The 15430-nt window shown below is 50.5% G+C and carries 14 protein-coding genes and 1 pseudogene; 8 read left to right on the top strand and 7 right to left on the bottom strand.

The window, feature by feature from the left end; all coding sequences use genetic code 11:
- Nucleotides 1–23: 23 nt before the first annotated feature.
- The 5 genes from F1593_RS06580 to lysS all read left to right on the top strand — a co-directional run bounded on the left by F1593_RS06580 (nucleotide 24) and on the right by lysS (nucleotide 5992).
- The gene (locus F1593_RS06580; protein ID WP_172631916.1) at nucleotides 24–1172 is read left to right on the top strand and encodes a LeuA family protein; all 1149 of its coding nucleotides are present in this window, start codon (nucleotides 24–26) and stop codon (nucleotides 1170–1172) included.
- A complete protein-coding gene (locus F1593_RS06575; RefSeq protein ID WP_149400761.1) occupies nucleotides 1160–2428 on the top strand; it encodes a 3-isopropylmalate dehydratase large subunit in 1269 nt (422 codons plus the stop codon). The genes F1593_RS06580 and F1593_RS06575 overlap by 13 nt, the downstream gene beginning before the upstream one ends.
- A 48-nt stretch (nucleotides 2429–2476) precedes the next feature.
- On the top strand, nucleotides 2477–2965 hold the full coding sequence (locus F1593_RS06570; RefSeq protein WP_149400760.1) for a 3-isopropylmalate dehydratase small subunit: 489 nt from the start codon (nucleotides 2477–2479) through the stop codon (nucleotides 2963–2965).
- Nucleotides 2962–4053 (top strand): isocitrate/isopropylmalate family dehydrogenase, encoded by a 1092-nt coding sequence (locus F1593_RS06565; protein WP_149400759.1) that lies wholly within the window; start codon nucleotides 2962–2964, stop codon nucleotides 4051–4053. The genes F1593_RS06570 and F1593_RS06565 overlap by 4 nt, the downstream gene beginning before the upstream one ends.
- Nucleotides 4054–4306: 253 nt before the next feature.
- Complete coding sequence (gene lysS, locus F1593_RS06560) at nucleotides 4307–5992, top strand: lysine--tRNA ligase (RefSeq protein ID WP_149400758.1); 1686 nt, start codon at nucleotides 4307–4309, stop codon at nucleotides 5990–5992.
- 101 nt (nucleotides 5993–6093) lie between these two features.
- Here lysS and F1593_RS06555 read toward each other — a convergent pair whose 3' ends face one another.
- On the bottom strand, nucleotides 6094–6585 hold the full coding sequence (locus F1593_RS06555) for a beta-class carbonic anhydrase (RefSeq protein ID WP_149400757.1): 492 nt from the start codon (nucleotides 6583–6585) through the stop codon (nucleotides 6094–6096).
- A 264-nt stretch (nucleotides 6586–6849) separates the two neighbouring features.
- Between F1593_RS06555 and F1593_RS06550 the strand changes: the two genes are divergently transcribed.
- Complete coding sequence (locus tag F1593_RS06550; protein WP_149400756.1) at nucleotides 6850–7086, top strand: hypothetical protein; 237 nt, start codon at nucleotides 6850–6852, stop codon at nucleotides 7084–7086.
- 230 nt (nucleotides 7087–7316) lie between these two features.
- Here the strand turns inward: F1593_RS06550 and F1593_RS06545 are convergent, their stop codons facing one another.
- Nucleotides 7317–7946: a hypothetical protein gene (locus F1593_RS06545; RefSeq protein ID WP_149400755.1), complete on the bottom strand. Its 630-nt coding sequence runs from the start codon at nucleotides 7944–7946 to the stop codon at nucleotides 7317–7319.
- A gap of 504 nt (nucleotides 7947–8450) precedes the next feature.
- Between F1593_RS06545 and F1593_RS06540 the strand changes: the two genes are divergently transcribed.
- Nucleotides 8451–9038: an SRPBCC family protein gene (locus tag F1593_RS06540; protein WP_149400754.1), complete on the top strand. Its 588-nt coding sequence runs from the start codon at nucleotides 8451–8453 to the stop codon at nucleotides 9036–9038.
- A 311-nt stretch (nucleotides 9039–9349) separates the two neighbouring features.
- Here the strand turns inward: F1593_RS06540 and F1593_RS06535 are convergent, their stop codons facing one another.
- Nucleotides 9350–10111: a 3-hydroxyacyl-CoA dehydrogenase gene (locus F1593_RS06535; RefSeq protein ID WP_149400753.1), complete on the bottom strand. Its 762-nt coding sequence runs from the start codon at nucleotides 10109–10111 to the stop codon at nucleotides 9350–9352.
- 292 nt (nucleotides 10112–10403) lie between these two features.
- On the opposite strand from F1593_RS06535, the gene F1593_RS06530 reads away from it, so the two are divergent.
- Entirely contained in the window at nucleotides 10404–12257 is a 1854-nt protein-coding gene (locus F1593_RS06530) for a MutS family DNA mismatch repair protein (protein WP_149400752.1), read from the top strand.
- Between the two features lie 69 nt (nucleotides 12258–12326).
- On the opposite strand, the gene F1593_RS06525 is transcribed toward F1593_RS06530, so the two are convergent.
- From F1593_RS06525 to F1593_RS28200, 4 genes and pseudogenes are all read right to left on the bottom strand, one after another.
- Nucleotides 12327–13226, bottom strand: a complete 900-nt coding sequence (locus F1593_RS06525) for a SirB1 family protein (RefSeq protein WP_149400751.1) — start codon at nucleotides 13224–13226, stop codon at nucleotides 12327–12329.
- A 74-nt stretch (nucleotides 13227–13300) separates the two neighbouring features.
- Nucleotides 13301–14014 carry a hypothetical protein gene (locus F1593_RS06520; protein ID WP_149400750.1) on the bottom strand — a complete coding sequence of 238 codons (714 nt, stop codon included), beginning with the start codon at nucleotides 14012–14014 and terminating at the stop codon, nucleotides 13301–13303.
- A gap of 44 nt (nucleotides 14015–14058) precedes the next feature.
- A complete protein-coding gene (locus F1593_RS06515; RefSeq protein WP_149400749.1) occupies nucleotides 14059–14472 on the bottom strand; it encodes a DUF983 domain-containing protein in 414 nt (137 codons plus the stop codon).
- A gap of 297 nt (nucleotides 14473–14769) precedes the next feature.
- Nucleotides 14770–15430 (bottom strand): annotated as a pseudogene (locus F1593_RS28200) (transposase); the annotation flags it as partial.

The following is a 15430-nucleotide window of genomic DNA, read 5'->3' as shown; positions in this document are numbered from 1 at the left end:
GCATCACAAAGGGAAAAAGCATCATGAGATCACCAGCTATTCTTGATAGCACCTTGCGCGAGGGGGAGCAGTTTATCAAAACCTTTTTCACCCTGGAGCAGCGACTGAACATCGCTCGCTTACTGGATCAGATCGGGGTGACATTTATCGAGGTACCCTCTCCTATTGCGTCTCCTGAGACGCGTGAAGCTGTCCAGGCTATTTGTGACTTACATTTGAAATCGCACGTTGTGGCGCATGTGCGCTGTGCTGAGGCCGATGTGCAGGCCGCTCTGGAGACAGACGTCTATGGCCTGAACCTCTTCTTCGGTACCTCTACTGAACTGCGCTCATTCAGCCATGGACGTGGGATTGAACAGATTGCCCATGAAGCGGTTCCGCTGATCCGCCGTATCCGCGAAGCTGGTCGCTATGTACGCTTCTCCGCTGAGGATGCCTTCCGTAGCGATCTGGTGGATCTGCTGACGGTTTTCGATGCGGTTGTCGATGCCGGTGTCGAACGTATTGGTTTGCCGGATACTGTTGGTATAGCAACCCCACGTCAGGTTGACCGGTTGGTTAGCCTGATCGCCAGTCGCTATCCACAGGTTGGCATCGAGTTTCATGGACATAATGATACCGGCTGTGCTATCGCCAACACCATCGCCGCCTACGAGGCGGGCGCTGATTGTCTGGATGTGACCGTGATGGGCATTGGTGAGCGCAATGGTATTGCATCCTTGAGTGGTATTATCTCGCAACTCTATATTCATCATCCTGATCAGCTGGCAACGTATGATGTCACTCGCCTGGTTGAGTTGGATCAATATGTTGCTGATAGCTTAAATATCACTATTCCTTATAACATGCCGATCACTGCTCCCAACGCCTTCACGCATCGTGCGGGAGTGCACACAAAAGCAGTGCTACGCAATCCGAATGCCTACGAAATATTGAATCCTACTGACTTTGGGATTGTGCGTCATGTCGATGTTGGTTCGCGCTTTACGGGCCGCTACGCCGTGGGTCATCGCGCTGTCTCACTGGGATTTCAACTTACCGCTGAAGAGGTGTCACATCTGACGCAGGCTATTAAAGAGCATGCCGAGGCGGGATCTTTAAGCGACGATGAAGTAAATACATTTATCCGTGACTGGTATGCAGAGAAAGGGAGTCTGGTATGGGAACGCTAGCCGAAGAAATCTTTAGTTACAAATTAGGTCGTCCTGTTCATGCGGGCGAAACTGTTGTGGTAGATGTCGATCATGTCATGAGCCATGATACGACCACTCCATTGGCGATTAAAGCCTTTGCGAAATTGACTGGACAAAAAACGGGCAAGGTATTTGATAGCAAGCGTTCGCATATTGTCTTTGACCATATCATTCCGGCTGCGACGATTGCCGCCGCGACCCTCCATCGCGAGGTGCGTAACTTCGCCAAAGAGCAGGATATTTCCATTCTACAAGAGGGTATCTGCCATCAGGTGATGCCGGAGAAAGGTTTTGTCGTGCCGGGCAGCGTGATTGTCGGTGCTGATAGCCATTCCTGTACGTATGGCGCTTTTGGAGCTTTTGGAACTGGTATGGGTTCCACCGATATCGGTGTGGCCTATGCGACCGGCCGGAGCTGGTTCCGCGTCCCTGAGACCATCAATGTCAACATTACAGGCACTCTGCCCGCCGGTGTTTACGCCAAAGACGTATCCCTGGAGATCGTACGCCATCTGGGCGTCGATGGAGCCAATTATCGCGCCATCGAATATACCGGTGAGGTGATTGAGAACTTCTCGATGAGCGAGCGTATGACCTTCTCGAATATGGCTATCGAGATGGGCGGCAAGGCTGGCCTGATCGCCGCCGACGAGACGACACGCGCCTGGCTGCAGGGCCGTACCGATCAGGAATATCCTCTCTTGCGAGCGGTGAATCCTCATTATGAGCGTGTAATTGAGATTGATGTTACTAATCTCAAACCCCTGGTGGCCTGCCCACCGGATGTCAATATCGTTCATCCGGCGGAAGAGGTGACCAACGTCAAGATCGATGAGGTTTTCCTGGGCACCTGCACCAATGGTCGTCTGGATGACCTGGAGATCGCGGCTGGTATCCTGGCTGGACGCACCATTAGCCCCGATATCCGCATGGTCGTAATTCCTGCCTCGCGTGAGATCTATCTTGAGGCGATGCGTCTGGGATATCTAGAAATCTTCTCCCGGGCTGGCGCTTCAGTCGGTACGCCTGGCTGTGGACCCTGCATTGGACGCCACTTTGGTGTACTGGCTCCCGGCGAGCGCGCAATGACTACCATGAATCGCAATTTTACTGGTCGCATGGGCGATCCTACCGCTGAGATCTACCTGGGTAGCCCCGCCACCGTTGCGGCAACCGCGTTGACCGGCTATATCACCGATCCCCGCGCTATCTTACTTGAAGAGAGCAGAGCATAAGTCGTAACCGGCTCAACACAGCCATAGCAACGAAAGGAACAGAGTATTATGGGGCGCATTTGGAAACTTGGAGACAATATTAATACCGACCTGATCATTCCTGGACGGTATAATGTCACGACCGATCATGCACAGTTAGCCAAATATTGTTTATATGAGGCCTATCCTGAATTCTCGCAGCAGGTGAAACCCGGGGATATCGTCTTAGGCGGTCATAACTTTGGATGTGGCTCCTCGCGTGAGCATGCACCGACCTCCATCCTCGCTAACAAAGTCAAAGTTGTCATTGCACGCAGCTTTGCACGTATCTTCTATCGCAATGCCGTCAACATTGGATTGCCGGTGCTGGTCTGCGAAGAGGCGGTACTGAACAGTGAGGATGGTCAGGAATTGGATGTCAATCTGGAGACTGGTGAGATCCGCAATTTGACCACCGGCCAGACCTTCCAGGCCGAGCCGCTTGATCCCTTTGTGGCACGTATCGTAGCCGCAGGTGGCATTATCAATTACATTGAGATGGAAGGAACCCTGCGATGAGCCAGCGTCAACTCCAAAATCCCCCGACTGTGTGTGTGATTCCTGGCGATGACGCGGCCCCCGAGGTGATGCGTCCCACCGTCGAGATTTTGCAGCGCCTGGCTCCTTCGATCAATTTTGTCGAAGCGCCCTGTGGCCGTGAGGCACAGGCGCAGTATGGAACGCCGTTCCCCGACGTGACGCGAGAGGCTATCGATAACGCCGATTGTACATTGTTTGGGGCCAGCGGCGGACCCAGCCGTCCGATTCTCTGGTATCTGCGCTGGAATAAAGAGACGTTTATTAACGTGCGTCCGGTACGCTGGATTCCTGGTTATCGTAGTCCTATGCTCAATCCAGAGCGTATCGACTATGTGATTGCACGCGATAATCTGGAAGGTATGTATCCGCCACGTGAGGGTGATGTGGCGGAACTGGCGACCCTGACCAGCAGTAGCTCCTGGTGGATGGCTCCTCCAGTTGATAAGGTTGGAGCCTATTCTATCAAAGTCAGCACGGATGAACAGATGCAACGGGTGGCGGCCTATGCCTGTGAACTGGCGTTGCAGCGTCAGCAGGCGGGCTATCCCGGTCGCGTGACGCTGGGCGCGAAATATTCGATCCAGCCCCGCACCGATGGACGCTTCCGTACGCTCGTCAAAGAGGCTGTCAGTCAGCATCCGAGTTTGACTTATCAAGAATTTCTGGTTGATGATATGGCCCGGCGTCTGGTAGCTTCACCGGAAACATTGGATGTTGTGGTGCTGGGCAACGAGCACGGCGATATCCTGGCTGATGTTTCCAGTGGGACTATTGGTGGATTGGGACTTTCTCCCAGTGCCTGCTATGGTGAGCACTATGCCTACTTCGAGCCAGTCCATGGTTCGGCCCCTGATCTGGCTGGCAAGGGTATTATTAATCCTACCGCTATGTTATTATCGGGCGCGCAAATGCTTGCTTATCTGGGGTATAATGAAGAGGCACGTGCCTTAGAGACCGCGATTGAACAAACCTATCGGGACGGATCTCTGCTGCCAGTCGATCAAGGCGGGCAGGCCGGTACAACGGAATTTGTACAGGCGATCACGGCGCGTTTGCCGAGGAATTAGCTAGTTGTAGAAGAAGACCTGTTACGTTTTTCGATTAGCCTCAAGCCTTCCCCTCGGCCTGAGGCTTTTTGCTGTCCTGTACAGGTCATGAGGCTCGCTATAGAAACTGCTCGCAGTGTAGATGTGTGATCAAGGTAATCCCCTTATAGCAATTCTTGCCCTGTCATAAAGACTATTGCAAGCTAAACTGATAAAATGAGCATCAAGAAAAAACATAAGCTTACGCGAGCTATAATCTGGAGATAGTTGAGACATGAAAGCTGATTGGGTTACAAAAGTAGCTGACCGTGTAGAAGCCAGTGTGCGGCAGCGTAAAGGTGAGGATGCCACTATTGTGTGTGCATCGGGTATTAGTCCCTCTGGTCCTATCCATCTGGGCAACCTGCGCGAGCCTATGACCGTTCATCTGGTCGCGGAAGAATTGCGTGGACGTGGCTGGAAAGTCGATCATATCCATTCCTGGGACGACTATGATCGCTTGCGCAAGGTGCCAGCTGGTACCCCCGCTGACTTTGCGCAATATATTGGCATGCCATACGCCGATATCCCTGATCCCTTTGGCGAATACGATTCGTATGCGACGCGCTATATCAGCGACTTTGCCGCCGGATTGGATCGTTTAGGTGTGCATCCACGTTTTGTGCGCCAATCGGAAGCCTATCGCCGTGGTGATTATGTCGAGCAGATCAAACAGGCGATCCGCCAGCGTTTTGAGATCTTCGATATTCTGGCCGAGTATCAGAATCTGGAAGGTCAGAAAGAATCGGTTGAAGATCGCCGCGCCGCCTATTATCCTTTTAAGACCTATTGTGAAAACTGCCATAAGGATATGACGCACCTCACCAGTTATCGTGATGAGGATGCCTCTTTTACGTATGTCTGTGATAATTGTGGACACGAGTCTGGCTATAGCCTGAATGACAAGGTGGATGGCAAGCTGGCCTGGAAAATTGACTGGCCGATGCGCTGGAGCTATGAGCAGGTGGACTTCGAGCCCGGCGGTGAGGATCATTCCTCCCCTGGTAGCAGCTATACCGTTGGACAGCGTATTGTCCAGTTGTATAACTGGAAAGCCCCACAGTTCATTGGTTATGCATTTGTCGGCATGGGTGGACGTTCCAAGATTTCAAGCTCGGCTGGTACTACCGCGACCGTCACTTCGGCCCTGAATATTATCGAGCCTGCGATTCTGCGCTGGCTCTATGCGCGCCGTGCCAATAATCAAGCCTTTGAGATCGACTATGGTCAGGGTTTGCTGCGCCTCTATGAGGAGTGGGATGCGCTGGTTCGGCAGATCGCCAAAGGGGCGGCCAATGAGAGCAATCAGAGGTTATTCGAGCGTGCTACCAGGACAGTAAGCGAGGAGATTCTCTATACCCATCATCCCGTTCCCTTCCCACTGCTGACCTCTGTCATCGACGTCACACAGGCGAATGAGGAGCAAGTCTTGCGCATCATCTCCCAGACGTTGCCAGAGGTAGCGGATGGTCAGGTTGTGCTACGCGAACAACTTGAGCCACGTTTCACCTGTGCCTTAAACTGGGTCAATAATTATCTGCCAGATGATGAGCGCACGCAGATCGGCGAACACTTTAATAGTGAAGCCTTTGCGCAATTCGTAGAGATGGATCAGGCCAGCATTCGCATGCTCGCCGAGCGCCTGGATACTTCGTGGAATCTGCATGATCTGACCTCATTGATGTACAGCATTCCCAAGATCGTACGCGGCATGGATATTGATACGCCTCCCAACGATGAGCTCAAGCAGGCGCAGCGCTCTTTCTTTGTTGCACTCTATACGCTCATTTGCGGTAAAGACACGGGACCACGTATTCCCACCTTGCTGCTCTCTATCGGTCTGGAACGAGCCAAACAACTGCTTACGCCATCCGTCGATGAGGCGAACGAAAAGAAAGATCAGGAAATGACTATCCAATAGTTGCAGCGCTATTGAACTGGCAGGGCCGACAGATGCTATTCTCTATCCGTCGGCCCCTGTTGTTTCAGGTAAGCTTTCCGTTCGTTCTCTGTATCTGAGAACTATTGAACCTCATTCAAGCGGCCAGTTTTGACGTCATAGATAAAGCCCCTGATCTCAATACTGTCTGGGATCAGCCTTGTGGCCTTCAGATAGGCGATATCATCGCGTACGGATTGTTCGAGATCGGTGAAAGGGAGGAAGGAGATATGGTCGGCATCGGCGTGCAATTCTTGTCGAACCTTTTTGTGGATGTCTTCGTCGCTAAAGGTAAGCATACCGCAATCGGTGTGATGGATGATTACAATCGTTTGTGTCCCTAACAATAGCTCAGAGATGACCAGGGAACGTAAGGCGTCTGTGGCCCGGCCACCGGCATTGCGGATAACGTGCGCATCACCCTCTTCAAGACCCAAAATTTTTGCCGGGTCCAGTCGTGCATCCATACAGGCCAGGACGGCGACTTTGCGGGCTGGCGGCAAGGGTAGACCACCTTTGTGAAAGTCGGAGGCATATGTACTGTTTGCTTTGATAAACTCATCAACAACTGGCATGACATTTCTCCATTCTTCAAGTGAGCTAGCACCTCAAAACATTCCAATCTACTTACAGAATACCATATCTCGTGCATCATATGCTATAAATTTATAGATATCATATGCTGGAGTTATTGATCATACGAAGGTTGACAGCTTTTTGGAAAATTATTACAATCGCTTGATTTTCTCTTCATATTTAGCTGCCATACTCTATGGTGTGGATGAAATGTAGTCGATAGTTCTTCTTGCCGATCAATGAAGAGAGAAGGAGTAAATTCCATGAACGCTACGATGTTGCCACCCAACGAGTTTTTTATTTATGTGCCCGATGGACAGGATGACAATAGCCAGGACCACGATGAGGCGCAGATGAGCCAGCAGGCTCGGGAATGGCATGAGAACCGCCAGCTCTATGAGCACATTGCAGTGCCGATTCAACTCAGAACGTGGACTAGAATCGCCCTGGCCGACACCCTTGCTGTCTATGCCTGCCTGGAAGAACCAGAGACCAGATAAGACGTGTAACCTCCAACAAAATAGAACATACAAGAGTAAAGAGGCAGCGAAAAAGCCACCTCTTTTTTTAGCGCCAGATTAACCAATAAATCAACCATACAAGCAGTTCAACCAATCCAGTGCCGATAATTGTCAGGGCGATGATTCTCAGGCTGTTCAATCGAGGACCGGGCTGTACAACTGCAGGTACGAGAGGTACGTGTAGTGTAGTAATCTGGTTTATCTCGACCTCATTTGCCGGGAAACGTGTCAGGTGTCGGCCACTCCACCCCCTTCCGTGGATTTGAGTACATTTTATCGTATTTGTCTGCCCATGAATGTATCTCTTCCAGATGGTTGGGCGCGTCATCCAGACTTATATGGAGGTGGCGTATAGCCTGGATAACTCCAAGATCCCGTTGATGGTAGTGGCGCATATGACGAGGTGGGGCATCTTCTTTATCCCTGGCTACGATGCTTTGTATTTCCCAATCTTGAGCTGAGAGCATAGGCCCAATATGTTCATCGTCTTTACTCGTTTCAGCAAATTGGCCCAAGAAATGCTCGACATAGATATCAAGCAGTTCCTCTAAGCCCTCATACGAGTTTGATTTGCTTAGCTCTTCTGCAATCTTCCTGCCTTCTTTTCTGGCGAGAAGACGAAGCTTACCCTCGTTCAAATTGACATATGTATCAGCGTAGAGCAATTGGATAGTTTCTATCCACCCTTTAGCATTAGACTGAGCCAATCGTATTATCTCTTGTACTTCACGTGTTATTTTAGGATTTTCATCTGTCTGTAGTGCTGGTTGAGTATCCTCTATATAGCTTTGAACTTCAAAGCGGTTTGTCTCGTCAAAGTCATCTGGTGTTCTAAGCACGATAACAATAATCCTTCCCACTCCAACAGGAAGAGGAATATGTGCTACAGCAAAAGGAACAGAGGTTTTTCCTACTATAATTGGCGTAGTTGCTTGCTTTCGCCAGCGTTTCTGATGCCTTCGTAGCCACGCACCTGATCCATGCCTTCCATAACGATGCATACTGTTTACTCGATAATATACACAAGAGGAGTATCTAAGAGGATATCGATACTATGATCAATAGTTGCTATATATAATTATAAATGTAATTCATTGTAAGTCAAGTAACAAGAGTTCGTATTATACAGTTATCTCTTTTCTTACATATTCTCAAGTAACGATTTTTAAGACATAGATAAAAGCTTTCAACAGTACCAACAGTACCACTCAACGTGAGGTCTCGTGCCGGGTCAGGCGTATGTATGCTAGCAGATTATCTGCCAGTGTTATGCTTAGATTAGGCTGGAAAAGCGTCTGGCAAGCTGATTCCAAATGGCTTGCAAGTAGATTGAGAGGTTGTATATGAGCCGAGTTTTCGCACAAAAAGAGCGTATTATAAATGCTACGCCTGACAAGGTTTTTGCTCTGGTATCAGATTACACAGTACAGCGTCCACGTATCCTCACACCGAACTTCCAGAATTATACGGTAGAGAAAGGCGGTCAGGGCAGCGGGACGGTGATCCATTATGTTTTAGAGGCCGCTGGTCGCCGACGAGCTTATCATATGCGTGTCGATGAAATTGTGCGTGGGCGCATCCTGACCGAGCGGGATAGCAATTCTACGCTGGTCACGACCTGGAATGTCCAGCCGATGCGCGGTGGCCAGAAGTCAAAGGTGCGCGTCACCAGCGAATGGGAAGGTGGTTCTGGCACTAAAGGTTTCTTTGAACGTATCTTTGCGCCCCTTGGCCTGCGCCGTATATATGGAAGCATGCTGGAATCTCTGGTCGGTTTGTTAAATGTATCGGACGAAGAGGTTCCTGCGGTGCAAGGAAAAGAGTATAGTCCATCTCAAAATACTGCTGCCTTTCTGGCGCTTTTTGGCGCTGTGGTTGCGGTGGCCCTGGCCATTAGCCTTCTTCAAAGGAAGCAGGCAAAAAACGCATAACCCCTCTTTATTCAGATATTAGCGTGCCTGTGGTCTATCTTTTGGATCTCCGTCCTTGCGGGTGAAAGCGGGGTGCAGGGGCGGCAGCCCATGACGGAGCGCGATGGCAGGCATGCCGGGGGCATGACAGTCCTCGCAAACTCTCCCTCCTCTCAATCCCCCGGAAGGAGAGAGCCTATCTTTTCTTATTGCATGATGCATGAAATATCATTAGGATATTTCATGCATCATGCAATAAGAATTTAAATGCCTTGTTTGCAGTAAGTATTCGATGTTATAAAAAAGATAGTAAATTGGATACATGCTTAAAGTTAAGGCATACGTATCGCTCCGTCGAGGCGTATTACTTCTCCATTGAGCATTTCGTTTTCGATGATGTGCCTGGCAAGGGCTGCGTATTCTTCGGGTCGTCCCATGCGTGAGGGGAAGGGAATCTGCTGTTCAAGCGTTTTGCGGGCAGGTTCTGGCAGTCCCGCCATGAGAGGGGTGTCAAAAATACCGGGGGCGATAGTCATCACACGGATACCATAACGGGCAAATTCACGCGCAATGGGCAGGGTCATGCCGACGATGCCACTCTTGGAGGCGGAGTAGGCTGCCTGTCCGATTTGTCCGTCGAAGGCTGCGACGGAGGCAGTATTGATAATCACTCCTCGTTCGCCATTTTCTCCAGGTTGATTTTTACTGATGACCTCTCCCGCCAGCCGTATGACGTTGAAGGTGCCGATCAGATTGATGTTGATGACGCGGCTAAAGGATTCCAGGCTGGATGGACCGCTTTTGCCCAGGACCTTTTCGGCAGTGGCAACGCCAGCGCAATTGATCACACCATGCAGGTCGCCAAAGTGTTCGCGGGCGTTTTGTAGCGTATGAAGAACGCTGTTCTCATCGGTGACATTGGTGGCCGAGAAGAGCGCCGCTGCTCCGATCTCTTGCGCCAGGGTGCTCCCAATCTCTGCATTGAGATCAGCGATAATGGCTCTGGCTCCTGATTGTGCAAGCAGGCGGACACAGGCTGCTCCCAGGCCAGAGGCACCTCCTGTGACCAGGAATGTTTTGTTGATGAGTTGCATATGGTGTTCCCTTTCTGCGTTGATGCGAAACAATCCAGTGGCTCGATATATCCAGAAAGAAGGCTGCATGTGCCTGCTATAATGGCAGATGGTGTGTTTGCTATGCCCTTCCTTCCTGTCTACACTCTTCTGTGATTTTATCATACCTGCTGATAAGAGATGCATACCAGGTGTGTTGTCTCTTGTCGCTATTTGGATGACGTGCTAGACTCTAGTTATTCAGACAGATGATTATTAGGACCGTTATCAGCGCGTAGATACAGAACAGAGAGCTAAAGGACAGAACAATAGCGTGAATATAAAGCAAGAACGAATTCAACTGCTCGAAGCACAGATTGCTCGCCTGCAACGACGTGTGGATGCCCAGACTCCACGGAGTAATGTTTATTCATGGTCGCGGGTGGCGATTTTCTTTGTCGGGATCGCTCTGAGCCTGATTGTGGCTATGCTCACGATCTGGTGGATTGGCCTGATCGTGTTTGCACTGGCAATGGTGTTATTTGGCGTCGTGGCACACTATCATGGACTGATTGAGCGTAGTATTGCGCGTCACACGCTCTGGCAACATATCAAGTCGGCCCATCTGGCACGCATGAAATTGGATTGGGATCATATTCCGACGACGTTTACTGAAGCCCCGATTGAAGATCATCCTTTTGAGATAGATCTGGATATGACTGGTTCGCGTTCGCTGCATCGGTTGGTAAATACAGGGATTTCGCGTGAGGGGAGCCTACGCCTGCGCGATTGGCTGCTTCAGACGAAACCTGATCTCACAACGATCCAGCAGCGGCAAGGGCTTGTACGCGAGTTGATTCCCATGACACGTTTCCGTGATCGGCTGATTTTGAATTCTTTGTTTGCCGCGCGTGGAAAATCTGAACAACTGGATGGGGAGCGTTTATTACAGTGGTTGGGCAAGCAAGATCCTGCCAGTTCCTTGCGTCCCCTGTTATGGATCTCAGCGGGGCTGAATCTGTTGACGATTGTCTTGCTGGTTGTCTCGTTGTTTGTCTCAATGCCTCCTCTGTGGATTTATACATTAGTTGCGGGTGTTCTACTCTTCTTTGGAACCGGCAATAAGCGGGGGGATATTTTTGAGGATGCCAGTTATCTTCGCTATGGTTTTGGCACGCTCAGTCTGATCTTTTCCTATTTAGAGAAGTATCCCTACAAATCGCATCCACAGTTAAGCAAGCTCTGTGCGCCATTTTATCAGCAGTCCGAAAGTGGTCCAACGGCTCTCCTGCAGGGGATGGCGCGTATCTCTTCGGCGGCTACTCTTAAGAATAATGGTCTGGCATGGATACTGGTCAATGCCTTTGTGCCCTGGGATCTCTATTGCGCGGATAAATTGTTGCAGCAGAAGTCTCAATTGCAGTCGCGTTTGCCTGTCTGGTTAGATACCTGGTTTGAACTGGAAGCACTCTGCTCCCTGGCCTCCTTTGCCTATCTCAATCCTGAATATATCATGCCCGAGGTACACGAGCAGATGGCTGGTAATCCCGCACAAGCCTCGGTTTTCCGGGCAGAAGAGCTGGGCCATCCTTTGATTCCAGTGGAGAAGAAGATTTCGAATAGCTTTGGCCTGGATATATTGGGCGAGGTTGTGATTGTGACAGGCTCCAACATGGCTGGTAAGAGTACCTTCCTGCGCACGCTGGGTGTCAATCTATGTCTGGCCTATGCGGGTGGTCCGGTGAATGCGCGTAGCTTTGATACCGCGCTCTTCCGCCTCTTTACCTGTCTACGGGTTACCGATTCGGTGACGGATGGTTATTCCTATTTCTATGCCGAGGTCAGACGCTTGCATGCCTTGCTGGATGCGCTCAATGAGTCTGCTCAATTGCCGTTATTCTTCCTGGTGGATGAAATCTTTAAGGGCACAAATAATCGTGAACGTTTAATTGGCAGTCGCTCGTTTGTGAAGGCCCTGGTCGGCCGAAACTGCGTGGGCTTGATCTCGACCCATGATCTTGAACTGGTCAAGCTGGCCGATAGTGTGCCGCAAGTCAGCAATAAGCATTTCCGCGAAGAGGTGATTGAGGGACATATGGCCTTTGATTATATCCTGCGCGATGGGCCTTGTCCCACGACGAATGCGCTGAAGATTATGGCGCTCGAGGGTTTACCTATCGACGGCTAGTGACTGCCGTTGAGCGGTTGTAAAAAAGATGAAAAGGGCCAGTTTCCTACAAAGGGGAACCGGCCCTTTTTAGTTTAGCTGTGCAATGGTCTGACGAATACCTTTGATATGATTGCGGATCTCATAGCGGTCATCTGCCCTGGGATCAAGTTCCAGATAAGCTTGAAGATCGTACATAGCTTTTCCATAATGTTTCAGTTCAAGATGGAGGAAGCCACGATCCCGTCGTTCCACACCGGACTGGGGGAGTAGTAAGACAATCATATCGATTACGGCCAGCGCGTGTTCAAAGTCGCTACGATGAATATAGACACCCTTAAGATTATTGAGCATGCGCAATAGCATCTGTTGCGGGCCGACAGGCTCCAGCCAGCGTGGATGCAGCGGGCGATGCTGCTGTGTAAGTTCTTGTATACGTTCTCGACATTCTTGCTCGTTTAAAAGCAAGCCGTTGTTAAAGGGATCAATATAGATAGTGCCTTCCGGCCAGTGATAGCGCACCATAAAGTGATAGGGGAAGCCCATGCCATCAATAGGAAAACCGATGCGCTTGCCAATCTCCATATAGACGAGTGAGAGCATGATCGGCAAGCCTGTATGCCTTTCAAGCACCTTATGCAAAAAGCTATTGTCGGGATTGCGATAATCATCGCTTGCGCCAGAAAATTGCTCTTCTTCAAAGATGACCTGATTGATGGCGGCGATGACGGTCAAAGGTGAAATATCCTCGGGCAATGGGGATGGCAATTGCTCAGTTTCGGGAAGCGAGAGCAACAATTTGACCCTGTTTGCCAGCACATCGAGTTGCGTGAGTGCCGGTACCGGATCTAAATTGGGATAGGCAATGCTCGCGATTAAAAGCGCGGCCCTGGCCAGATCTATTGAGCTCTCGTCATTCATTATCTGCGCGGCAAAAGCCTGATATGTGCGTTGCTGCGCGGTTGGTTGTTGTGAAAAATTATCTGTCATGCTTCAGGCATTTAACCATAGAATGCCTGGCATAGGCAAGGGGTGCCTCTTTTTTGCTGTTCAGTCCACCCGCATTATTCCATGAGCTGAGCTTGATATTTAAGGGCTACTGATTGCATATATCTCAGCATGGATTGAGCGAGCAGGTCTTGCGCCTTACTGTTTATTTCTTCACTCTGGATGGCCTGCAGATCGGCGTGAAGTGAGGCGCATTCTTGAAGATAGTCTGCAACTGTATGGACATCCTTTATGAGCTCAGCACGAGCATCGTTAATCCTCTTCAGGCTTGTGTCCGCTAAGGGCGCGGGTGGTCTGGTTGTTATTTCCTGCCCTGGCCATTCCTGCATTATTTGTTGTAGTTGGTCATGATGGCTTTGGAAAATTTCCAGGAGACTGGTGTGCACACGATTTCTCAGTTCCGCATAGGAGAGGCGTTCTCGTGGATCTAGCTTACCCCAGCGATTCTGCAAACCGGCGCTAAATCCAACCAGCCTTTGCATATCTTCTTTCTGGGATTGCTCTTCTCGGAAAATTACTTTTAGCTTCTCGCTATTTCGTTCTGGCTGAAAACGCTGCTGTAGCTTTTGTTTATGCGCTTCCTGATGCTCGATTTTCACTTCAGCCAGCTCCTGATAGAGTGTTTTTTCCAATCGCGGTGCTACGGGTTTCGTCTTTAACCACGCTTCAATACTCCCAGCAACCAGATGTTGAGCTTTTTGAGCGAGATTTTCTTCCAATCGAGCCATCAACTGATGATATTGTTCGAGATGATTACCCAGTGTTCGCAACTCATGTATCTGTTCATGGCGACTCTGCTGAATGTGGGTAAGCCTTACCGCTCATCGGAGATGCCTCTCGATTGCTGTAGCAAGGGCGATTCATCGGGCAGATCGCTGCCAGTGGTAGGATTGAGATAATGGTCCATTGCCAGCCACATGCCGCGACTGGGACGATAGAGTAGCAGTGGTAAGATCAAGGCAATCGGACAACCAATCAGCATGGCTGTCAGGACCGGTATACCTGGATTGAAGGCCATCGGGAGCACAATGCCTGCGGCGATGAACTCGCTGATGACCAGATTAATCGCCATGGCGCTGGTGTAGTAGCCTTCCTCACGTTCAAAGGTAAAGTGGCACACAGGACATTGTTCATTCATTTTGAAGATACCACAAAAGAGTTTGCCGCGCCCACAGATGGGACAGCGTTGAGTCAGGCCGCGCAGTAAAAGGGTCCGAAATCTTCTCATCGTATACCGTCTCTATAACTTTCCTCAGATTACTCATTGCTCATTGCTCATTGCTCATTGCTCATGATGAGTATATGATGCTTGCTGGCTAAAGATTTCAAGCTTCTTGTAACATATTGTAGCAGGTGCGTACCACACTTGTCTGTAGCTTTAGAGAGTGTCAGCCTCTCGTGGCCTCCACCATCTCTGTGCATGAGTTTTCGCGCCTGCGCCTGCGCCCTTTTTATTGTATGGTGTTGGGAAGGTACATGGCACATTTACAGCACCATACACTAAAAAGGGCGCAGGCGCGCACGCCTAAGTTTGGTCCAAATTAAGAGCCAGATGCAATGGTGCAAGGAGTGACCGCAATGCGTGAAGCAAGGCCCCAGCTGCAGGCGCGCGGCAATTTAAGGTGAGCGCCTGCACGTGACCATCGGGAGCAAGACGAAGCTTGCCACTGATCTGGCAGACATCGCGCACCAGGCGTTTGATGCCATAGCGAGCAAACTGTTCGGATGTCGCCGCGAGTCCGCGACGAAACCAGATCAGCACATTGTGCGCGAGACTGCCCAAGAGCGTCACCATCTGCTGAGCTGCTACCCGCTTCTTGCTGCGTTTGATCACGCCTAAGCCCGATTTGTCCCCGCGAAAAGAGGTTTCGATCCCACCGCCACGTTGATCGTATAAGCGTAGATAGGTCAGTATCTCTTCGACGTGCGGGTCATCATCATGGACCGTGAGACCCGCTTGCTGGCACATCTGCCGAGCCTGTTCCAGCGAGAGAGCGGCAACCAACACCGTCGAATAGGCCCATTGCCCATTGTTCTTGCGAGCACGCACGCCAATGCGAAGCACGGGGCGATCATAGTCTCGTGCCTGGGCCGTGATCCACCCGAATTGACGAGCAGGATCCTGGGGATCGACATACCAATGCTTGACCGTTTGACTCAGCAGTCGGGCACGCGTGCCCGAGAAA

The organism is Dictyobacter arantiisoli (assembly GCF_008326305.1).
GTDB classification, from domain to species: Bacteria; Chloroflexota; Ktedonobacteria; order Ktedonobacterales; family Ktedonobacteraceae; genus Dictyobacter; species Dictyobacter arantiisoli.
The sequence above is the reverse complement of the archived record's forward strand: the minus strand, read 5'-3'. Positions and strand labels throughout refer to the sequence as shown.